General features: G+C 52.1%; 23 protein-coding genes. 8 read left to right on the forward strand and 15 right to left on the reverse strand.

All coding sequences use genetic code 11. The features are described from left to right. Positions 1-56: 56 nt before the first annotated feature. On the forward strand, positions 57-1,343 hold the full coding sequence (locus ACFOUO_RS05660) for an NCS2 family permease (RefSeq protein WP_380703024.1): 1,287 nt from the start codon (positions 57-59) through the stop codon (positions 1,341-1,343). A 43-nt stretch (positions 1,344-1,386) separates the two neighbouring features. Here the strand turns inward: ACFOUO_RS05660 and ACFOUO_RS05665 are convergent, their stop codons facing one another. Then, positions 1,387-2,340 carry a metal ABC transporter substrate-binding protein gene (locus ACFOUO_RS05665; protein WP_380703026.1) on the reverse strand — a complete coding sequence of 318 codons (954 nt, stop codon included), beginning with the start codon at positions 2,338-2,340 and terminating at the stop codon, positions 1,387-1,389. Positions 2,341-2,546: 206 nt separating this feature from the next. Here ACFOUO_RS05665 and ACFOUO_RS05670 point away from each other — a divergent pair, with 206 nt between their 5' ends. Together ACFOUO_RS05670 and ACFOUO_RS05675 are read left to right on the forward strand one after the other, a co-directional pair. Further along, the gene (locus ACFOUO_RS05670; RefSeq protein ID WP_380703029.1) at positions 2,547-3,632 is read left to right on the forward strand and encodes a permease; all 1,086 of its coding nucleotides are present in this window, start codon (positions 2,547-2,549) and stop codon (positions 3,630-3,632) included. Between the two features lie 39 nt (positions 3,633-3,671). Then, on the forward strand, positions 3,672-4,535 hold the full coding sequence (locus ACFOUO_RS05675) for a TIGR03943 family putative permease subunit (RefSeq protein WP_380703031.1): 864 nt from the start codon (positions 3,672-3,674) through the stop codon (positions 4,533-4,535). A 36-nt stretch (positions 4,536-4,571) separates the two neighbouring features. Here ACFOUO_RS05675 and ACFOUO_RS05680 read toward each other — a convergent pair whose 3' ends face one another. The 6 genes from ACFOUO_RS05680 to ACFOUO_RS05705 form a co-directional block, all read right to left on the reverse strand. Continuing rightward, positions 4,572-5,168: a DedA family protein gene (locus ACFOUO_RS05680; RefSeq protein WP_380703033.1), complete on the reverse strand. Its 597-nt coding sequence runs from the start codon at positions 5,166-5,168 to the stop codon at positions 4,572-4,574. A gap of 122 nt (positions 5,169-5,290) precedes the next feature. Further along, positions 5,291-5,923, reverse strand: coding sequence for an SCO family protein (locus tag ACFOUO_RS05685; RefSeq protein ID WP_380703035.1), 633 nt, complete (start codon positions 5,921-5,923; stop codon positions 5,291-5,293). 35 nt (positions 5,924-5,958) lie between these two features. Beyond that, complete coding sequence (locus ACFOUO_RS05690) at positions 5,959-6,426, reverse strand: FixH family protein (protein WP_380703037.1); 468 nt, start codon at positions 6,424-6,426, stop codon at positions 5,959-5,961. Positions 6,427-6,474: 48 nt separating this feature from the next. Continuing rightward, the gene (locus ACFOUO_RS05695; protein WP_380703039.1) at positions 6,475-7,068 is read right to left on the reverse strand and encodes a DeoR family transcriptional regulator; all 594 of its coding nucleotides are present in this window, start codon (positions 7,066-7,068) and stop codon (positions 6,475-6,477) included. Between the two features lie 125 nt (positions 7,069-7,193). Continuing rightward, the gene (locus tag ACFOUO_RS05700; protein ID WP_380703041.1) at positions 7,194-7,829 is read right to left on the reverse strand and encodes a YcnI family copper-binding membrane protein; all 636 of its coding nucleotides are present in this window, start codon (positions 7,827-7,829) and stop codon (positions 7,194-7,196) included. Then, positions 7,830-9,383 carry a copper resistance CopC/CopD family protein gene (locus tag ACFOUO_RS05705; protein ID WP_380703281.1) on the reverse strand — a complete coding sequence of 518 codons (1,554 nt, stop codon included), beginning with the start codon at positions 9,381-9,383 and terminating at the stop codon, positions 7,830-7,832. Between the two features lie 220 nt (positions 9,384-9,603). On the opposite strand from ACFOUO_RS05705, the gene ACFOUO_RS05710 reads away from it, so the two are divergent. From ACFOUO_RS05710 to ACFOUO_RS05720, 3 genes are all read left to right on the forward strand, one after another. After that, a complete protein-coding gene (locus ACFOUO_RS05710) occupies positions 9,604-10,218 on the forward strand; it encodes a hypothetical protein (protein WP_380703043.1) in 615 nt (204 codons plus the stop codon). A 392-nt stretch (positions 10,219-10,610) separates the two neighbouring features. Next, on the forward strand, positions 10,611-11,966 hold the full coding sequence (locus tag ACFOUO_RS05715; RefSeq protein ID WP_380703283.1) for a PepSY-associated TM helix domain-containing protein: 1,356 nt from the start codon (positions 10,611-10,613) through the stop codon (positions 11,964-11,966). Between the two features lie 282 nt (positions 11,967-12,248). Continuing rightward, positions 12,249-12,812: a class I SAM-dependent methyltransferase gene (locus tag ACFOUO_RS05720; RefSeq protein WP_380703045.1), complete on the forward strand. Its 564-nt coding sequence runs from the start codon at positions 12,249-12,251 to the stop codon at positions 12,810-12,812. A 199-nt stretch (positions 12,813-13,011) separates the two neighbouring features. Here the strand turns inward: ACFOUO_RS05720 and ACFOUO_RS05725 are convergent, their stop codons facing one another. The 5 genes from ACFOUO_RS05725 to pabB all read right to left on the reverse strand — a co-directional run bounded on the left by ACFOUO_RS05725 (position 13,012) and on the right by pabB (position 17,664). Next, complete coding sequence (locus ACFOUO_RS05725) at positions 13,012-13,149, reverse strand: hypothetical protein (RefSeq protein WP_380703047.1); 138 nt, start codon at positions 13,147-13,149, stop codon at positions 13,012-13,014. Between the two features lie 21 nt (positions 13,150-13,170). Further along, positions 13,171-13,635, reverse strand: a complete 465-nt coding sequence (locus ACFOUO_RS05730; protein ID WP_380703049.1) for a hypothetical protein — start codon at positions 13,633-13,635, stop codon at positions 13,171-13,173. Positions 13,636-13,889: 254 nt separating this feature from the next. Then, positions 13,890-15,218: a tetratricopeptide repeat protein gene (locus tag ACFOUO_RS05735; protein WP_380703051.1), complete on the reverse strand. Its 1,329-nt coding sequence runs from the start codon at positions 15,216-15,218 to the stop codon at positions 13,890-13,892. 184 nt (positions 15,219-15,402) lie between these two features. After that, positions 15,403-16,236: an aminotransferase class IV gene (locus ACFOUO_RS05740; protein WP_380703053.1), complete on the reverse strand. Its 834-nt coding sequence runs from the start codon at positions 16,234-16,236 to the stop codon at positions 15,403-15,405. 48 nt (positions 16,237-16,284) lie between these two features. Then, on the reverse strand, positions 16,285-17,664 hold the full coding sequence (gene pabB, locus ACFOUO_RS05745) for an aminodeoxychorismate synthase component I (RefSeq protein ID WP_380703055.1): 1,380 nt from the start codon (positions 17,662-17,664) through the stop codon (positions 16,285-16,287). 389 nt (positions 17,665-18,053) lie between these two features. Here pabB and ACFOUO_RS05750 point away from each other — a divergent pair, with 389 nt between their 5' ends. Both ACFOUO_RS05750 and ACFOUO_RS05755 read left to right on the forward strand, forming a co-directional pair. Beyond that, positions 18,054-18,911 (forward strand): alpha/beta hydrolase, encoded by an 858-nt coding sequence (locus ACFOUO_RS05750; RefSeq protein WP_380703057.1) that lies wholly within the window; start codon positions 18,054-18,056, stop codon positions 18,909-18,911. 13 nt (positions 18,912-18,924) lie between these two features. Beyond that, on the forward strand, positions 18,925-19,539 hold the full coding sequence (locus ACFOUO_RS05755) for a DUF2238 domain-containing protein (RefSeq protein WP_380703059.1): 615 nt from the start codon (positions 18,925-18,927) through the stop codon (positions 19,537-19,539). On the opposite strand, the gene queC is transcribed toward ACFOUO_RS05755, so the two are convergent. From queC to queD, 3 genes are read right to left on the reverse strand one after another with little or no spacing between them, the layout of a single operon-like run. Beyond that, complete coding sequence (gene queC, locus ACFOUO_RS05760) at positions 19,536-20,207, reverse strand: 7-cyano-7-deazaguanine synthase QueC (protein ID WP_380703061.1); 672 nt, start codon at positions 20,205-20,207, stop codon at positions 19,536-19,538. The genes ACFOUO_RS05755 and queC overlap by 4 nt on opposite strands. 3 nt (positions 20,208-20,210) lie before the next feature. Next, positions 20,211-20,939: a 7-carboxy-7-deazaguanine synthase QueE gene (locus ACFOUO_RS05765; RefSeq protein WP_380703063.1), complete on the reverse strand. Its 729-nt coding sequence runs from the start codon at positions 20,937-20,939 to the stop codon at positions 20,211-20,213. Beyond that, positions 20,932-21,408 (reverse strand): 6-carboxytetrahydropterin synthase QueD, encoded by a 477-nt coding sequence (queD, locus tag ACFOUO_RS05770; RefSeq protein WP_380703065.1) that lies wholly within the window; start codon positions 21,406-21,408, stop codon positions 20,932-20,934. Before queD ends, ACFOUO_RS05765 begins: the two co-directional genes overlap by 8 nt. Between the last annotated feature and the right edge of the window lie 48 nt (positions 21,409-21,456).

Consider the following 21,456-nt stretch of genomic DNA (forward strand, 5'->3'; position numbering starts at 1 on the left):
GCTGTGCCAACAAGCACAGAGGGTGGGAGAGGGTTAACAAATACGATGTGATAACCATGATTCATCGGTTGGACCGTTTTTTCTGTCCGGAAGCTCAGGGCTCGACCTGGAAACGGGAGCTGACAGCAGGGTTGACTTCCTTTTTCACCGCTGCTTATATCATCGTGGTTAATCCCTTGATCTTGCAGGATGCGGGGATTCCTCTCGGAGCTGGGGTGGTAGCAACTATCGCCGCGTCGGTATTCGGATGTCTGTTAATGGCCTTCTGGGCCCGTGCTCCGATCATCTTGATCCCAGGGATGGGCGTCAACGCCTTTTTCTCCTTCACAGTGGTCCAGTCCTTGGGCCTCTCCTGGCGTGAAGGACTGGCAGCCGTCATCCTATCTGGCGCCTTCTTTTTGCTCGCATCCGTCACTCCCCTTGGGGAACGATTAGCCGGAGCAGTCCCTTCGTCCCTGAAACACGGGATTACAGCTGGAATCGGTCTTTTCCTCACTTTTATCGGGTTGCAGAAGGGCGAGTTGATCCGATCGAGCCAGGAAACCTTCGTCGCTCTAGGGGATTTCAGTAATCCTGTTGCGTTGTTGACCATCGCAGGGCTGATCTTCACCCTGATCCTTTATGTACGTAATGTCAAAGGAAGCCTGTTGTTGGGAATTCTATTGATCACGGGGCTCTCCTGTCTCCCCGGAGTGAAGACCGGGGAGAACTCGGTGAACCCCGGTTTCAGCGATTACAGCGGTGTCTTTGCTGCCGTAGAGTTCCCGCTATTGTCTGCACCATTCTGGGTGGCTGTCTTCTCCTTAACCATGATCGTACTCTTTGAAAATATGGGCTTACTAACCGGGATGCTTCCGGATACGACACGGTTTCCCCGTGCCTACCGGGCAACGGCGCTCACCACCGTCGCTTCCGGTTTTCTTGGAACCAGTCCTACAATTGCGGCTGCCGAGAGTGCATCAGGGATCGCCGAAGGGGGCCGAACCGGTTTGCCGGCCCTTGTCGCCGGTCTCTTGTTCCTGGCTTCCGCTTTTAGTCTCCCGTTGTTGGGGTTGATCCCGGGGAACGCTGCTGCCCCGGTGTTAATCATCGTCGGTGCCCTGATGATGCAGAGTGTGGCCCATATCCCTTTCCATGATTTTTCTGAGGGATTCCCCGCCTTTCTAATCATCGCCGGGATCCCGCTTACCTCCAGCATCGCAGACGGACTGGCATTCGGGTTTATCGCCTATCCGCTCTTAAAGGCTGCTCTCGGTCGCTGGAAACAGGTACCCGCTCTGATCTACCTGATCGCTGGACTGTTTCTGTTCAATATGATTGCGACCACCGTCGCCACCCATTAATCACTCATACAACACCCCCTGCCGTCGTCGGCAGGGGGTGCTTTCATTTTCCGGCTTGGTTACTCCCAAGTCCTTTAGCTAGATTGTTCGCATTCTGTTCCATGATGCTAAAATAGTCTTCCCCTTTAGCTTCCTGAGCCTTCGTGAGCCCTTCCAGCGGATTAAGGGTGAGAGGGCGTGCACCGACTTCCTTGCGTACCGTTTCCGCCACCTTCCCGCTGACAAGGGTTTCAAAGTACACATAATCAACCTTGTGTTTGCGGGCCAATTGCACCACTTCCCGCAACTTCCGAGCACTGGGCTCATCGGAAGGGGAAATACCGGAGACGGCCACCTGCGTCAACTCATAGCGGTTTGCCAGGTAACCGAAGGCGGAGTGTGAAGTGATAAACGTTTTTTTATCGCCTTTTTTGACGATCTCGGCAAACTTCTGGTCCAACTGGTCGAACTGATCGGCCAGGGAGGCGTAATTGGCTTCATAATCATTCTTATGTTTGGGATCCTTTTTGACGAAGGCATCCTTGATCGCTTCAGCCTGTTGTTTAGCCTTGATCGGGTTAAGCCAGACGTGGGGATCTTTGTCCCCGTGATCGTGCCCGTCCTCATGACCGTGTTTGCCTTTATCCACGGAAAGCAAATCCAACTTTGCCGAGGCGTTCAAGACGGTGACATCCCCATCTTCCAGCATCGGCTTCACTTTATCGAGCCAGGGTTCCAAACCCGCTCCGTTGTAGATAAAAAGATCCGCGTCGCTAAGAGCAGTCAGATCTCTGGCGGTGGGCTCATAATCGTGGGGCTCGGCTCCTGCCGGAACCAAGTTCTTTACTTTTACGTGCTTGCCGCCGATTTTTCCGGCAAAGTCAGCCAAGGGGTAGAAGCTGGTGTAGACGGTCAGCTTCCCATTCTCCTTCGCTGGCTCTCCACCCGGGGAGGAGCAACCCGTTAGCGCTAGGGTGAAGATGAAAAAACCGATCCAACATGTCTTCCATGATTTCAACGGACACACCTCCTGCACTTCCCTTTTCTTGTTCTCCATTTTATAATGGAGAGGGCCATTTGTAAATCGAAACGTTTACGATTTTACCATCTTCCAATTCGACATGACTTCATGTATACGACCCAGAGTAAGCCTACTGTGCAATCAACTTAAATCAGCATTGATCTGAATTATACCGATATGAACAGGGAAGGAGGTCGCTGTTTGTGGTCAAATGGATCCGGGAGTTCTCTGTAGAACTGACCGGTTTACTCGTGCTAGGCGGTTTTTTATCGCTGCTTTTTTTCGGCTTCGAAACCATTCAGAATTTCAACGGGCTGGAGCCCACTAACCTGCTGCCATCGGCGTCCCCCATACTGGAAAGTTGGATCACTCTGTTTCTCAGCATTTTCATCGAAGGAATCCCCTTTATCCTAATCGGGGTACTCGTCTCGGGGTTGATTCAGGTATATGTGAAAGAGGAGGCCCTGTGGCAATTCATCCCCAGGCGACCGTGGCTCTCTATCCCGCTGGCGACCTGTATGGGGCTCGCCCTCCCAGTCTGTGAGTGCGGAATCGTCCCCGTCGCCCGACGTCTGATTGGCAAAGGTCTCCCGCCCTATATCGCTTTTACCTTCCTGCTCGCCGCTCCCGTTATCAACCCGGTCACTATCTTCTCTACATACCTGGCCTTTGGAAACGACTGGGGAATGACAGTGGCTCGCGTCGGTTCAGTGGCCGTCATCGCTTCATTGATGGGAGTCGCCTTCCTCCTGTGGTTCAGCAAGGATTTGCTGAAGGAGGAAAAATTGGCGGAAAAATGGAATGACGACCACTCCCAACAAAGCCCCCACGGCGTTCACTCCCATGGTCATGATTGCGGGCACAGCCACGAGAGCGGAACAGGGAACCGAATCCATCACGCTCTATATCACGGAGTCTTTGAATTTATGAACATGGGCAAATACTTCATCACAGGAGCCCTGATTGCCGCCGGATTCCAAACGTTTATCGGTCTTGGGTCCATCCGGGACTTCGCCCAGAATGAATGGTTAGCAATCCTGCTCATGATGGGACTCGCCTTTGGCCTATCCCTCTGTTCTTCCGCTGATGCCTTCGTAGCCGCGTCTTTCCGTTCGGCCTTGGGGAATGTGCCCCTACTGGCATTTCTCGTGTATGGACCGATGATGGACCTGAAAAACATCCTGATGATGACCGGCAGTTTCAAAAAGAGGGTGGTGCTGTTCTTTTTCGGCGGTACAACGCTCCTCACCCTCTTCTTTGCCGGCATCTGGATCTTTTTCGTCTCTTGATCCAGTTTGAACGAAAGGAATGAAAAGATGGGTGCTTTGATGCGAATTCTCATTTGTTTCGGCACGTCCCTCCTATTGATGAAGCTGGCTGTCGCCGGTGAGCTGGGGCTCTACGTCAATCCCCGCTTCCACCCCTTCGTTCTCGCCTCCACCGTTATCTTAATCCTGATGGGGCTCATACAGATTTGGCATTTCCGCCAACCGGCCCTCCACCGGACGGGTAAACTGGGAACCCTCGTCCTGCTCTTCCCTCTGGCAGCGGCGATTCTCTTCCCCCCATCTCCCCTGGATGCTGACATGGCTTCTAAGAAAGGCGTTCAATACCTCTCCCCGGAGGCGATGAACCAACAGCAACAGATCCTTAATAAAAAGGAAGCGGAAATCCGAAAAGACAAGCGGAGCCCGGATTCCCCTTCCAATACAGAGGATGGGTCTGCTCCGGAAGACGGTCTGACAGAAAAGGACCTGCAGAAAGCCCCCGATAACCGCGGGACCCGGAATCCTTACTACGGGAAGATCCTCCGCCATCTGCAAGCGGCCAATGTCATCACTTTGGAAAACGACAACTACATCGACCGCCTAACGACGATCCAGATGTATAACCAGGAGCTAAAAGGGAAACCGGTACGAGTGAAAGGCTTTGTTTTCCGAGCGGATAACATGCCCGGAAAAACCATCCTCCTCGGCCGCTATGCGATGACTTGCTGTGCAGCGGATGCCAGCGTAATCGGGCCCTTCGCCCATTTCCCCGGTGCCGACGGGTTGAAGGAAGGGGAATGGATCGAAGTCCAAGGAAGACTGGACGAAATCAACGTGGAGGGAAGCCTTGTCCCCGTCATCCGAGCCTCCTCCTATCAAAAAATAAAGGCGCCCAAGGATCCTTATGTATATGCCACCTATTGACGACGCAAACAAAACGTTAGGTGAGGAGAATCCTCCTTATCTACCGAAAAATCGCTTTTTATTCGACCACCACAGGAGAAGTCCTCCCCCAACGAAAACGGCGCCCCCCAGCACCATCCATCGATGGATAAGCTCTGTCACCACTTGCCAGTGATCTCCCAGCAAGGTACCCAGTGTGACAAAAGTAAGAACCCAAAATAGGGCTCCAGAAGCGGCATAAACGGAAAACGATACATAAGACCAGCGGCTGATGCCAGCGGAATAAGCGGTAAAATGCCGAACACCGGGAATAAAGTAACCGAATGGGATCGCCCAACTTCCGAAACGGCAGAACCACCCTTGTGCACGGTCCAACTTTTTTGGGGTAATTCTAAAAACAAAACCGTACCGTTTCAGAAAAGGAAGCCCTAGTTTGCGACCTGCGAAAAAACTAACCGACATCCCGGTCAGACTCCCCGCAAAAGCGGTTCCAACCGTCCATCCGAAATGGAAAAGTCCTTTGGATACCAGATAGCCAGTAAAGGTCATGAGGATCTCGTCAGGGACCGGGAGACCAATAATCCCCAACATCAGAGCACAAAACAGACCAATGTATCCGTATTGAACCACCCAGTGAAGCACATCTTCTACCATGGGCCAACCTCCTTGCCCGAATTCCGTTTCCCAAATGGTAACCATCCATATCCTTTCCTACCCTACCGAGGGCAAACCAAAGAACCGGCTCCCCCGAGCCGGTTCATCATTTTCTAAGGTCGCTATTGGAGAGAGCGGATATCCCGAATCACCTGGGCATAGTCTGGTTGTAACCCGTTATAGGCGGCCATTACCTTTCCCTGATCGTCGATCAGATAAAAGCGGGAAGAATGACGGATTACAAGGGGCTCATCGGGATTTTTCGGATCTGCCCGTTTGATGGGAACCCCAAAAGCCGTCTTCAGAAATTGATGCATCTGCGGTTCACTATCATGGGTAAGGAAGCGCCAGTTGGAGAAATCGGCCCTCAGGTTGTTGCCAAACCGTTTCAACACCGGTGGGGTGTCGTACATCGGATCGGCGCTGAAAGAGACGATATCAACGTCGAGGCCCGATTTGGCCAGCTTTTTCTGCAACCGGGACATATTAGCCGTCATCGGGGAACAAACATCGGGACACCGGGTGAAGATGATATCCGCCAGCCAGATCTTCCCCTTCAGTTCCTCCATCCCGAAGGGTTTCCCATTCTGATCCCGATAGGTGAAATCCGGCAAGGGCAGACTGTTTACCCCGATAGAATCGGGTGAAGGGGAAACCGTTTTGTCTCCGTCCCAAAACCAGTAACCCGTCAACACCGCTGACAATACCAAAAGAAGGAGGCCCTTCCTCTTCCAATCCTTCATCCCCGCAGCCATTCCAAATCCTATCCCCTTTCCGGCCGGAAACCGGGTTACGGCTGGACTGTTACCGATTGGGACTTCATCTCATGGACGCCCCGCGCGGTGACATGATACATCACTTTCACCTTCCCGCTTTTATCGAAGGTTGTCTCAGCAGAGTAAACGCCAGGGGCAGTCCGCTTGGTCTTTAGCTTTTTGTGCGTTGCTTTGTCCTCTCCTGCCGGCCAAACTTCGAAGCTGACCCTATCGGCATCGTTTACGGGTTCTCCCTGCTCGGTGATACGGGCTTGCAGTGTCACCGCTGACCCGGCTTTCACCTTCTCAGGGTCCGTCTTCAGCTCCACCCGGAGTTTTACCGCCATTTCCCCATCCTGGCCGTGACCTCCATGACCTTCTTTCTTCTGGCGAGAAGAATCCTGATCGCCACCGGATTCCTCTGACTGCCCGCAAGCGGTCAGGATCAACAAACCGGCAACCAGGAACAAAAAGCCCAACCGGATCCATAAGCTCCGTGCCATTCGAGCATCATGTCCTTTCCCTAATGATTTATGGCAGACTCGTCTCCTTTATTCCTTCGAAGCACACCCACAGGAACCGGTAGGATTCATTTCTTCTCCGATCCGGCGAAGAGCCTCCGTAAAGGAAAGGACATCGCCACCGAATCCTTTGACGAATTTCCCGGCAACTTCCCAGCGCTCAAAATTGAGCACCTGTGGCTGGCAACAACGAATATCCAGTTCACAACCCATGACATACCACGCCGTCTGGGCACTTATCGTGGTATTGCTGAAGAAGTCTTGGCATACGGCCTGCAAGCTTGTCTCATTCAGCTGACTGTGGCGGAGTAGACCGCAATGGCTGCAGCAGGCGGTCTCCACCTGGTTTCCCGGCAGGATGATTCGATAAGCCAAGCGCGGATCCACCTGACGGCTACACAGGATGCAGCCCTGAGGAGCGGGGGAAGGAGAGGCGGTTTCTCCCCGGCTCAAGGCAATTCCTCCGTAGACTTTATGGATCAGCCCTTCCTGCAACAGAGGCCGGATGTCCCGATATACCGTCATTTCGGAAACCTTGAGATCTTTGCTGATTTCGGAGATCTTCAGTTGGGTTCGTTTTTGAATCCATTCGCGGATCCGCTGCTGGCGTTCGTGGGGAAGCATGGTTCGTCCACCTCCTCAATGTTGGATTTTAACAACCATCCTCAAACCGCTTTCAGTCTATCTTGCTTTTGAGGCGGGTTCAAGTATTTGAGATGGAAAACCGGCATCCAAGTGCCGGTGACATTTTAGGACCGTTTACGGAACAGGCTGATCATAGCGAGGAGCAAGGCGGCCCCGGCGAGGATGGTAGGAACCGATGTGTTAGGGCCCTCCGTCTCAGCCCCCTCCTTTGCGTCCGCTTCCTCCTGAGTGGATGGTTTGGTGTCATCGTCATGACTTCCATGGCGATGCCCTTCCCCTGTGGCAATTTGGGTCATAGAAGCTGGTTGGTCGGAGTCCGGGGGCCCTTCCCACTTGACCACCGAACCATCCTTATAAGTCTGACGGGCTTTCCAGGCAATCTTACCCGGCTTTTGCGGATTGGCTCCGACGAAGGAGAACTCCATGAATTCCCCTGCTTTGATCCCGCCATCTTTGGCTTTCCAGCGGATGGAAGTGATCCGTCCCTCGTCGTCTTTTTTCGTCTTGTACTCCCATCCCGAGATCGGCATGACGGAGACCAACTCGACTTCTTTGGGAACTTTCAGCTGTACTTGGGTTGTCGGGATATCCTTTTCTACCGGCACGCGAACGGTATATTTTTCGTAGGCTCCTGTCGTGCTGTCCGTGGGCTGAACCGTCACGTGGGCGTCTGCCAATGGTGTAACAGCGAAAAACATCGCGACTGCAAGGGCACAGATGGCCCCTCTCTTTTTCCTCATTTATTCTCCTCCTCCGGGTATAAATATCTCAGCAGACCAGTGCTTCTCTTTACCACCGGGATATTCTGCAATAATCGTGAATTGCCACTTCCCTACCATAGAAAAAGGCACTTTCGCTTGGTAATGCCCTGTCCCACCCATCGGTTCGGCTAAAACCGGCGGGATTTTCATCCCGTGCTCCTTCATAGCCAAGTCCACACGCACCCGTTTCGGTTTCTCCTTCTCCGGAAGTCGGATCTTCATGGTTTGATTACCTAAACCCAGCTGGGGAATTTTTACGACAGCCTTTGTCTGCTCCGTCTCTAGAGCAGCGTGGTAACTCTCCATAGGAACCGGATAAACGGACTGACTCATCCAAACACCCGCGAGAAGGGCAATCAGGCCGGCTGCCCACTCTACCTGTAACCAGCGACCAGCGGGAGAGCGCCCCTCTCTCTTCCAGCGGAGCGTCTGAACTAACGCCAGAAACAACATCACCCCTGTTAGCAGGAACTTGATAAAGAGCAAGACGGCCCAGGCTTGCCGAGAAGCGAGTACCTGCGTCCAATCCGATTGGAAACCGACCATCCAGACACCGCTTGCCAAAACGGTTAGGGCAGAAATCAAGGCCGTCGGCACGAAGAAGGCCCGAATCCGGGAAAGGTCCGCTTCGCCTCCTGTCCGGCGTTTCCACAAAAGCACCAAAACCAGATAAGTGAGAGAGCCTAGCCAGGCGGCGATCGCCAGAAGATGAATCACCCGTAGCAGAGTGGCCGTTAATGGACTTTCCATTCCCCATACATGACCCCCTATGGCGGGAGCCGAGGCAAGAACCATCCATAGGAACAGGTACCAGGCTCGGGTCATCCCCGGAAGGATGAGCAGGAGGATCAGCACCAGCTGGGTGAACAGCATCAAAACAAAAGGAAATTGAAAAAGCAAACTCCACTTCCCATCCAGCCACAGTTCAAACAGGTTAACATTGGTTAGCGTGGCTGAATAGGCGACCGCTTCCACCAGGGTTCCCAACAAAAGAAGGCCGCCGCCTACCCACCGTGCCCTTCCGAGTATGTAAGCAAAGCCTGGGAGTCCCCGTTTTTCAGCCAGCCAGGCCATCCCGTATAAACCGGCACCCAGGAGTAACATTCCTTCCACCAGATACCGAGCGACGACCAGCAGCCCATCTGCCATACCGGCTTCTTTTTCCGGGACGTCGACTTCACCCCCAACCTCTTTCCTGACGGAAAAGGAATACGATCCTTCTACAGGGTGACCATCTAAGGAAACCACGTTCCAGACTACCGTGTAGGTTCCCGTCTTCAGGTACGGCAAGCCCTGGTTCAACTGTTGGGATCGTCCGCCTTCACGGTTGTTTGGGAGATGAATCTGGCGACCGTTCCAATCATAGAGTTGGATTTGAGACAGATTCCTTTCGATAGGCTCGTTAAAACGAAGGCTGACCTTTTCCGGGGCTCGCTTCACCACTTCCCCGTTCTCAGGTGATGTCTCCTTTAAGCCTGCGTGGGCATAGAGGTCCGGTGCATACCAAAAGGAAAGCAGGAACCCTCCGAACACTGCTGCCAAAACCTTAAGCCAAACTCTCCGGTTACTCCGTACGGTTTCCGTAGGTATAAGTACACCCCCCTCGATTGAAAAGTTATAACACCTCCAAACAGACTTTCACCCCCAGAAGTTTATCGCGCTTTTCAAATCAGTTCAATTGTATTATTGTTCATTCTGTGAAAAGTTGTTGAATAGTTGATGAAACAAAAACCATCGACCGGGAGGAATGCGATTGATCACTTATCTCCTCGGTTTGGTATCAGCGGGAGTCTGGACGGGGTATCTCGTCCTTCTCATCCGTCGGCGCAAAGAAGAGCTAGACGGGATGACCGCCATGGTGACAGCGATGGCGACTGGTACCCTGTCCGGCTTGTTGATCGGGACTGTACTCGGAGTATGGTACGGGCAAATGACCGCTCCGACGGTCTACGCTTCCCTGGCAGGAAGTGCCGGGGGATATCAGGCCGGAAAACCGATTCGTTTTTCCGCATCACTGGAAGGACTGCTCTCTGGGATTATGGGTGGAGCCATGGGAGCCATGTTGGGAGTCATGATCCGGGAAGAAGCCCCTATTTTCCTCGTCGGAATGATTCACGTCATTTTTGTAGTAGCCAAGATGATGACCATCGGCCTGATTCATTGCGGAAGTGCGGAATGCCCCGCCCAAATCCGTCGCAGGTTTATTCGGAGGCCCTGGCCGATACTGTGGATGGGCACCATCCTGGTCATCGCCCTGTGGGAATCCAGTTTCACAGACCCCATCCCATTTTGGCAACAACTGTTTCACCTTCCACCCATCCCTTACGAGCCGCATGCTGATCTGCCACCCCCGCCCCACCATCATTAATCCATCGTTCAGAAAGAACAGCCTACCTCTGAAGACCCCAAAAAGGGGGTCTTTTTTTGACGCACCAACAGGGAGTAAGTCATCAATTATTCACAACTAACCCCAAAAATGAAATTGCTATCTTCACAAGGAATCGGTACACTTTTTATCAGTTTCCATTTGTTCTTTTTTGTTATAACTTTTCATCAAGGGAGCTCGATAAAATGAAAAATGTGACACGCGTAATCCTTTGTTCACTGCTAGTTACCTTGCTTTTTAGTCTTGCCGCCTGCGACGGTTCACCCTCCTCCGGTGACGGCAAGAAACACGAACACAAGAAGCACCATTGATTCGCCCATTTACCCATCGAGAGGAGTTCGATCCTTTTGCTTGCTCAGGAATCCGTCAAAAGGATGCCGTCGGGCGAAGACCGGCGAAGCCTCCCATTGTTCGCAGCCATTTGGCGCTGGCATTTCTATGCAGGGATCTTTTTCACCCCTTTTTTGGTCATGCTTGCCGTCACCGGGGGTATCTACTTATTCAAACCGCAAATTGAATCGGTGTTATACAAGGATCTCTTCTTCGTTTCAGAAGGAAAAAAGCTAGAAACTCCTTCCCAACAAATTGATCGAGTGAAGAGTTCTTTTCCCGATGCGGAGATCATCCGTTACAAACTTCCTTTAGAAGCCAATCGCACATCGGAAGTCGGTTTGGTGACAGCGGAGGGGGAATCTCGAACCCTGTTCGTCAATCCCTATAATGGAAAGGTCGTCGGTCAACTCAAGGATGATCAGCGGCTGATGGATCAGATCGAACAACTGCATGGCGAGCTGATGGCGGGAACCATCGGGGATCGATTGGTGGAGCTTGCGGCCTGTTGGGCGATGATTCTACTGATCACCGGCGCCTACCTGTGGTGGCCCCGACATCGAAAGGGAATCTTCGGTACGTTCCTCCCCCGATTGAAGCAGGGTAAACGTGCCTTCTGGCGAGATCTTCATGCCGTTCCGGCCTTCTGGCTGTCCCTGTTTATCGCCTTTTTAATCTTGACCGGCTTACCCTGGTCCGGCTTTTGGGGAGAGCAGTTGCAAAAAATCGGGACAGCCACCCAAACCGGATATCCGGCATCTCTCTGGGGCGGGGACAAACCGGAGTCGACGATTCCCGCCAAAGATGTAGCGGATGTACCATGGGCGGCAGAGCAACAACCGGTTCCCCGATCCAAGGCTACCTTAGCATCGCCCCTTTCCATCGATCAGGTGGTTAACATCGCTGATTCACGAGGCATACACCCGGGCTACAACGTAACCTTCCCAGAAGGAGCCAAAGGGGTCTACACCGTGTCGGTCTTTCCTGATAAATCCGTGGATGAAGCCACGATGCACATCGATCAATACAGTGGAAAGGTGCTGGGCGATTACCGCTTCCGGGATTATGGACCTTTGGCAAAGATAATCGCTACCGGCATTACTCTGCACAAAGGTACCCATTACGGTTTGCCGAACCAGATCGCTGGCCTGCTCGTATGCCTCGGGATTGTGGGGATTGCCATCACGGGCATCGTCATGTGGTGGAAGCGAAAACCGTCTGGAAACCGACTGGGGGCTCCACCTCTGCCAAAGAACTTCCGGATGGTGAAAGGCGTTGGCATATTGGTAGCGGTGTTGGGTATTCTGTTTCCTTTGGCGGGCTGTTCCCTTCTTTTGGTCCTGCTCTTGGATCGGCTGGTCATCCGAAAAATCCCTCGCATGAAACAGTGGCTTGGATGAAATCTCCCTAGTCACCCACGACAAATCCCTGCTCCTTCTCGAGCAGGGATTCCCTCTTTTCGTAGGAAAATGCCCATCGGTGAATGCGAAACCCAAAACTTGGGGGAGAATGGTTCTTGAGCGCTTCGGGTTCACCCTGGATTGGACGGTTTCCATCGATCTATGGTATCCTTCAAGACATCATTCGGCATAATTTCTCCTAAACCGTCCCATCGGACCGAAACCGGGATTTCAATGAGTTCGTTCCACACAAAAACGAGCCACAACCACGGAGGTTATCCTTTGAAACAGTTTTTGGCAGAATCCAGGATTTTCTTTTCCCGGTTTATCCACTCTCCCGACCGAATCGGCAGTATCCTCCCAAGCTCCCCGTTCCTGGTTCATGCCATGTTACGGCAGGTAGATTGGTCACGAACCCGGACCCTGGTCGAGTTAGGAGCAGGGACCGGTGCCGTTACCCGCCGGCTGGACTCCTATCTCTATCCTGGAAGCCAGGTGGCCGTCTTTGAGCAGGATAAGATCTTGCGAGAGCATCTCTGCCTTGCTTATCCCCACTTTCAGCATTTTTCCCAGGCCGAAGACCTCTGCTCCCTGACCCGGTTATGGGGAGTTGAACACGTGGACTGCGTGGTTTCCAGTCTCCCCTTCACCGTATTCCCGGAGGCATTGAGGAACCGGATCCTACAAGGAATTCAGGATTGCCTCCGCCCCGGCGGGTTATTCATCACCTACCAATACTCGCTTCATATGAAAAAGCGATTCACTGAGCAATTCGAACTGCTCGGTATCCGTTTCGTCCCATTAAACATCCCCTGCGCCTTCGTTTACGTCTGCCGCAAACGATAAAAGCACAAAAAAAGACGTCCATCGCGGGCGTCTTATTTTTGTGATCGTTAACCAGTATGTTTCTGCTGATTTTTAGCCTTCGAACGAAGCATTCGTATCAAGAGAACCAAACTGGAAGAGACCAAGCTAATGGCCGTATAAATCAATAGAAAAAGCACGCTATCTCCACCAGAAGAAACCAACATCACAGCCGTCGCGATCACTGCCGTAACCACAGCCCCAAGCCACAACCGTCGAAAGAATAGCTGACATAGGACACCATGCCAAAAGACGCAACAGGCAAGTACACCAGAAAAAGAGCGACGATATCTACGTAATTATTTAACCATTCAGCCATGAAGAACCCTCCCTAGAAATATTAATCGACCTCTCCTTGAAGCTCACGGCCCTTCCACTTGTGCCGGTTCATCTCCTCGGTGTCCATGTCCTTTACCTGTTGGGAGTCAATCCCAGTCACCTTCCATCCCTCCGACGACCGTTCCATTCGCAATCGAATCCGCCGTTCGTAATCGATAGCGTACAAAAGATATTCCCGTTGGTCCGAATCCCCGCCGGGCATTTCTCTGTACATAAGGTATACCTTTCTAATCCTTTTCCATTTCTGGTCGGAAACCTTCTTTGCTTCTTTGGACAATTCCTTTGTTGATAGGGATTTAGCCGTCATCGCTTTTGCCTTTTCGTAATCACGATTCAACCATAGATCCGTGAAAAAGGTTTCCACCGTCTGATCGCTATGATCTTTTTGTTTTTCGCCCCATTCACAAGCCGTCATCAGGATCGTCAAGCAAAACAGCAGGGTGATGAATCGCCACTTTCCTTTCATTTAAATCCCTTCTCCCTTTCACCACGTATCTTACCAAAATGTTTGATTCCTTCTGATAATCATTTTCTAAAAAATATGTATCGGGAAGACAAGAAAAAACCGCCCCATTGGACGGTATCTTTCTACTCCCTTTTTAAGTCCCCCCTGGTTCTGTAGCTTCAACCATTGAGCTTGTACTTTGCTTTGCGCTTACTTGATCCACACAGTAAATTGGGCTGATAACAATGGTAAAAATAATGAGGACGATTAATGCCTTACTCCGCTTCCTCAAAAATGTCAGCCTCCCGGTTTTTTGTTTCAAGTTGTACTTCATACATATTCAGGAGGCATTTCTCAAATTCCTGCCTGTCAGTTTCCTGATAACATTGAGAGAGACGAAACAGAATTTGGCTTTGGTTTTTTTTATATCCATAAGAACGAGCCAGCTTAAGCGCCTTCTGGTAATAAGGAATCGCTTCGTCTTTTTTACCTTGTTGTTTAAAATAATCCCCCATGATCCGGAGGGCATAAGTCAGCTTCGGTGCATCATTATGAGCTTCCGCATTGGTGACCGCTTTCTCCAGATAGGTTTTTGCCTTCGCCCATTTCTTTTGTTCCGTATACAATATACCGAGCCATACATAGGTATCGGTAAGGGCCTTTTCGCTCTCCAGCAAGCCCTGTGAGGCTAAAGCTGTGTAGAAGCAACGTTCTGCCTTTTCCCATTGCACCTCAGAAGTATAAACACTTCCCATGATCGTCCACATATCAAACATACATTGGTAATTTTTGTTTCTTCTGGAGAGTTCCAAACCTTCCTGAGCGTATTTAATGGCTTCCTCGTTTTGCCCTGCCATTCGAAGTAGCTCAGCGCGGGCGGAATAGAGGTTTAATACCGTTGCACTCTCGTCAATTTGATCAATCTGATCCCAAGCCTCTTGAATCACGCGCAACCCTTCATTGACTCTTCCCAAACGTTCAAGGTAAACCGCTTTATTTCTGAGAAGTACATATTTGACATACCCACGTCCCCCGGATTCCTGAAAGGCATCCAATCCACTCTCGGTAAACTCCAGGGCTTTTTCAATCTCATTTTGCCGGTAACAACACAAGCCCAGTTCTGCAAACGATGCCGCTTCGATATTTTCTTGATCCCGGTTCTGATTCGCCAGACTAATCGCCATTGAAAAACTTCTCTCCGCACGATTCCACTTTTTCATCCCTGCGTAACATTTCCCTTTGATATAGTGCAGTATTGCGGAATAGGGATGATGATCCTCGATTTTGATTTCTTCCAGCTTAGTCATCGCCTCGTCGTATTTACCCATGGAAATAATGGCTTCGATGGAATCCAGAGTTAATTTCAGGTCTTTCAGTTCCTCTTCTTGTTCCATGAGGATGGAAGGAATTTCGCTCATATTCAATCCAAGCTTTTGGACCAGATAATACACCTTGGATGAGTTGACGTGGGCGATACCGCGCTCGATGTTGCTGATCGTTGCCGGGGAGATCCCTTCATCGGCTAGATCCTCTAGCCTTAAGCCTCTGGATTTTCTCACTCTCCGTATAGCTTCACCGACATCTTTTATTTTTGAAGGCTCCATCACGACACCCCTTCTTCTTTTTGGGCTTATGCCCTCATTCTATACTATTATTACTGAATATGGGAATAGTCTTTTCGTAGGATTCAAAGGGATATTCAAACTTAAATAATCTAGAACCCCCTTCTCTATACAAATAAATAGCCCCGAACGGGGCTATTTTAACGGGCCTTCTCTTTTTTTCTTCTCATGCCCTTTCCACCTGTGCACGGACCGCCCGCTTCCATTCCCGGTGCAGACGCCGGGTGACAGGGCCTGGGTTTCCGTCGCCAATAGGTCGTTGATCGGCACGAACGCAGGGAAAGGGACCCCAGGTGGAGTTGGTGAAAAAGGCTTCCTCAGCAGTATGCCATTCTGCCGGATCCACCCTTCGTTCCTCCACAGGCAAGCCGAGACGGGGGACAAGCTCCATCACCCAACGGCGGACTGTACCGGGGAGGGGGCCTCGGTTCAAGGAAGGGGTAATCAGGATCCCTTCCTTTACCAGAAAGAGATTGGCCGACGCTCCTTCGCAGAGATCCCCGTCCACAGTGAGAAAGACGGCTTCCTCCGCCCCCTGATCCACGGCCTCTTGACGGGCTAGGATGCTTTCCAGGTAATTGAGGGATTTGACCCGACAGAGAGGAGAGCGTGGATTTTTCGGCAGGGAGGCGGTGATGGCGGCCACCCCTTCTTCATACCGGGACGGATCGAGGGACATTTCCTTCGCTTCTGCCCATAAGGTGTATTCCTGCAATTCGGCGAGGGATTTTCCAAAAGGCCCCTGCCCCCGTGTCAAGGTCAGCCGAAGATAGCCTTCCTCCACTCCGCTGGCCACGATGGCTTCGGCAATGGTTTCTTTTAACTCCCTCTTCTCAGGCGCACGGGCAAAACGAAGGATGCGGATGCCTTCCCTCATTCGCTCCAGATGGTCGTGCAGAAAGAGCGGTACGCCTCCTTCCACGCGCAGGGTTTCGAAAAGGCCGTCTCCGTAGAGAACCCCCCGGTTTTTCAGAGACAGGAAAGCTTCCTTCCTATCCATCACGCAACACCTCCCGCTCAGAGGGCTTTCAGCCTCTCGTTATCTGGATCAATGGGGGACCGGTTCTTCGTTGACCCCAGCCGCCGTCCATACATCAATTGCCTTCTGCATGCCGCGTCCTTTTGCCAGGGTTTCCGCATACTCCAATTCCGGATCCGAGTCTGCTACGATACCGCCTCCCACGTGGTAGGAGAGGGTTGCTTCCTTGGTTCCGATCCAGGTCATGGTCCGGATCGCGATATTCCATTCCGCCGAACCTCTGGCGTCCACGTAGCCGATCGACCCGGTATAGACGCCCCGTCGACCGTCTTCTAACTCATGGATCACCTGCATGGAACGCAATTTGGGGGCACCGGTAATCGAACCGCCGGGAAAGACATCCCGCAGAATCCGTCCCGCTGAGATCCCTGATGGCAGCCGGCCTTTTACTACCGCTGATTGGTGCCAGACTGTAGGGTGGGGCTCGATGGAGAAGAGTTCAGGGACTGCTACAGACCCTATTTCGCAAAATTTACCAAAATCATTGCGCTCCAGGTCAACGATCATCACTAACTCCGCCCGATCCTTTTCGCTTTGGGCAAGCTCCTTCCGCAACTGCCGATCTTCCCTTTCCGATCCGCCACGGGGGCGGGTACCTTTGATCGGTTTCGTCTCAATCTCCTTACCGCTCCAGCGCAGAAACTGCTCTGGAGAAGAGGAGAGAACACCGAACCCTGGAAAGCGAAGAAAAGCGGCATAGGCTCCTGGATTGGCTTCCCGTAGAAAGCGGTATAACTCCCAGGGCTCTCCCCTCAAACGTCCTTCCACTCGGTAGGAAAGGTTCGCCTGATAGATATCACCGCGACTGATGTACTCCTGAACTCGCTGAACCCGCTTTCGGTATTCCTCTCGGCCGATCTCTGGGGTCATGGGAACCAGCAATCGACCAGGTGTCGGCTCCGCTTCAGAAAGCGGAGCTCTGTTCAATCGCTCCAGTAATTCGTCCAACAGGGAGCCGGCTTCTTGTCCCCACGTCATCACGGCCACCCAGGTTTCTCCCGCTTCGATATCGAGGATGACCATTTTGCCGGGAACCATCAGACAGGCGTCGGGAATCCCTTTTCGCCGCTTCTTGGGAGGTCCGATTCGTTCTCGATCCCACCCCGATTCATAGCCCAAGTATCCGATGACCCCACTTATAAAAGGTGGGGCATCCTCCGGTGTATCGGCAGCAGGAACCCCATCCAGCATCTCATCCAATATCGTAAAAGGATCCCGGCAATCTCCGGTCTCCAAGGCCTCCATCCTCAGCGGGTCCCACGCCAGCACCGCATACCGCCCCCGACCGCAACTATCGAGGAAAACCGCCTCTTTGCTCCCTACCGTTAGATGTCGGAAAAGCAAGGTCCCATCCCAGAGTCGGGTAACCCTTTTCCATGCGATATCCATCCCATCCACCTCACTGCCTCATTGCTCGTCCCTCCATTGTACAGGAGGGACGAAATCGACGGAAGCACCCGCCATTGCTTTCTCCATCCCTATTCTAACCTGTTCTCTGAAGACAAAAAACACCCTTCATCGGGACGTGAGGTGCGAGGCCGGATTTCCGACTCCGCGCCCGATGTTCCTCCCGCAGATGTCGGGCCTGTCCTCTCCGCCGGAACCGGCCCACCTTTGTGGTACGAAAGTTGTCGACCTGACGCCCCTCAGCGGGACATTTTTGTGGCTATATCCATGTTGGCGCAAGGTTGTTCGCTTTCAAGAAATTTTTTTCTCACGAGTGAACATCTTGGCTTTGCGGCATCTTAAAAACAATCACTGAAGCGAGGGGGAGCAATGTGTGTAACCAATATCAGATCCATGAAGACCGCTTTCGTACACGGGACGGCCTCCATCTTTATTACCGGATTTGGGTACCTGAGGTGGTGAACTCTGCCGTGATCCTGATCCATGGGGCGGGTGAACACCTCGACATATACAAGCATTTAGGGAACCGTTTCGCCCGGGACGGGCACGCTTTTCTCACCTTTGACCTTCGTGGATTCGGACGTTCGGATGGAAGAAGCGGCCATGTTACCTGTTTTGATGAGTATGTGGACGATGTGGATCAGTTGCTTCACTTTTTCAAGCAACGACTAGGAAATACCCGCTATTATCTGATCGGGCACAGTTTGGGCGGCCTGATCGCTATTCGTTTTGCCCAAACCAAACCAGATCACGTCAACGGAATCGTCTTGTCCGCCCCTTCTTTGGGCTTAAAATTCGATATCCCTCATTTTGCAATCCGGATGATTCAACTAATCGGCGGGGTTACCCCTTCATTCAGTGTTGATCCTTATCGGCTAATGAAAAAAGCCCAGCTGTTTCCCATATTGAGACAATATGTGTTTGATGTAGGGCCGATGAACGATCCATTCATCGCATCCCGGTATTCTATTCGTTGGGTACAAGAGCTCCTCGCCCATATCAACGAAGCTGTGCTCCAAGTGGAAAAAATCATCACCCCCACTCTGTGCCTTCAGGGGGATCATGATCCATTGATTCCCACGGATTCCGTTCGCTTGTTTTTCGATCGCCTCAACGTAAAAGATAAAGAGTTGGTGTTGCTGCCTGGAGCTGGACACAGACTGCTTCACTCGGAAGCTTCCACCCCGGCGGCCGATATCTTGATGAAGTGGTTGAAACAGTGGGTTTAAGGGGGCCAATGGCATGAGGTCAAGAAGAAGGACATGGCTATATATCGCGCTATTGATCCTTTTTACAGGAGTATTGATCTGGTCGGCCATCCATCCCAAAGACCGATCCATCTGGTTTTATGAAGCGGGCCCGGCTGTTTTGGGCGTCGCATTGCTTGGTATCCTGTACAAACGGTTCCCGTTGACCCCGATATCCTATGTGTTTATTTTTATCGGGGGGTTGATCACATTGACTGGCGGCCATTATACCTATCAGGGAGTACCATGGTTCGACCAATTCTCCGATCGAAACCATTTTGACCGACTCGGCCATGCCGTTCAAGGAATCGTATCCGCTGCCCTGCTCAGGGAGATTTTCATCCGGAGACACGTCGTAAAGAAAGCGTTCCTGACCACCAGCGTGATTGGTCTTTGCCTCGCTTTTTCGGGGGGATATGAAATCCTGGAGTTTCTCTCGGGTACGATACGAAAAGAAGAAGCACTGGAGGAGTTTCTGGGATACCAGGGAGACACCTGGGATACCCAGTGGGATATGATTTGCGCTTTGGCCGGCAGTATCCTGTTTCTCCTCTTCTTTCACAAGACGCAGGACAAACAGATCCAACAAATCGAGAAACAAAAGCTTTAGGTTGCATAAGCAATCGGGTCAACAGCTCCCGCCTCAGCAAACCCCTTCAGTCGAAGGCGGCAACTGTCACAGGTACCACAGGCAACTTCCCCTCCCTGGTAACAGGAAGTCGTCAAGTGATAAGGGACACCGAGTCGAAGCCCTTCCCGCACCGTCTCTCCCTTGTTCAACTGGATAAGGGGAGTCCGAAGCCGAATGCTATTCCCTTCCGCTCCCGCTTTGGTAGCGAGGCGGATGGTCTCCTCCAGGTGAGCGATAAACTCCGGGCGGCAATCCGGGTAGCCACTGTAATCAACGGCAGATACGCCGGTGTAGACAGCTTCCGCTCCGATCACTTCTGCATAAGCCGCCGCCAAGGAGAGAAAGATCAAGTTACGCGCCGGTACATAGGTGGCTGGAATCCCCGCTTCTGTCTCTGTCGGTACATCGATCCTGTCATCTGTGAGTGCACTCCCGCCGATTTGGCTCAAGAAGCCGATATCAACGATTCGGTGGTCGAACACGTTATAATGACGAGCCACCGCCTGGGCTTGTTCCACCTCCCGGTCGTGACGCTGACCATAACGGAAGGTGATGGGAAACAAACGATACCCCGCCTCTTCGGCCAACCCCATGCACGTGGTGCTGTCCAGCCCTCCAGACAGCACGATAACCGCTTTTGGTTTCACCCTTTATACCCCCCTTTCTGCTGGATCCCAGATGAATTTATGCAGTTGTAAACTGACCCTCACTTGGGGAAGGGGTTCAGCTAACACCCATTCCACCAATTTTCGCGGGGGCAATGTTTCAAAAACGGGACTAAATAGAATGCGTCCCTTCCGGTGCAACCGGTTGACGACCTCCACCGCGGCGCGGAAATCCCTCTGATCCCCAATGACAAATTTCACTTCGTCCCTGTCGGTAAGACACCGAAAATTATCCGCCAGCATCCGGCTTTCTTCCCCGGAAGCGGGTAATTTCCAGTCCATGATGAAGCGTACTTTCTCTCCCCATGGATGTTCCCGGCGTAACGCATCAAAAGGATCGAGCTCGATCGCACCGTTTGTCTCGATATGGACATCCTCGATCCCTTCCGGTTCCGCCAGGGCGACGAGGAGGGCAGCGGATTTTTCCCTGTGCATCAAGGGCTCCCCGCCTGTGAAGCAGATACGGCGACTGGAAAAACGGTGAGCCCCGTCAGCGATCTCCCCGATGGAAGCTTCATACTCCGGGCGGGCGGGCGCATAGCTATAAGGGGTGTCACACCAGGTACAGCGCAGGTTGCAGTGGAATACACGGACAAAAATCGTCGGGTATCCAGCTGCCATCCCTTCCCCTTCTACCGTCTCAAACACTTCCACCATCGGCAGTTTCCACTGTCTGTACATGGATGGTTCAGGTAGGTTCCATCGATCAAGCATCGGCTTCCATCCATTCTCGCCGCATCGTAGCCCGACTGGTAGGCGTTTCGTATAGAACCAATTCTTCCAGTCGGTGGCCCCGTTCCTTTAGCCCCTCCCGCTCCAACCGGGCGTCCAATTGCTCCCAGATCCAGACGATCATGTTCTCCGCGGAAGTGTTCATATTCGGGAGCACCTCATTCAAATAGCGATGGTCGAGCCGTGCTTCGATCTCCTCCTTATACATCCGTTTGATGTCGGTGAAGTCGACCGCGATTCCTACCCCATCCACATAGCCACTGATGGTGACCACCAGACGGTAGGTGTGGCCATGAAGATTTTTACATTTGCCCTCGTAACAATGGAGGTGATGAGCTGCATCAAAGGTAAACTCCTTTGTTACGGCTACTCGTTTTGCGTGATAACGGAGCTCCTCCCGCCGAATGTCGACACCGAGCCGCTCCACCTGTGTTGGAATCTTAAATTCCATGAAAAAACCCCTTTCCGAAAAAGGGGAACCACATGGAGAAAAACCTCC

Origin of the sequence: Salinithrix halophila (assembly GCF_042650125.1) — a bacterium.
Lineage (GTDB): Bacteria > Bacillota > Bacilli > Thermoactinomycetales > DSM-45169 > Salinithrix > Salinithrix halophila.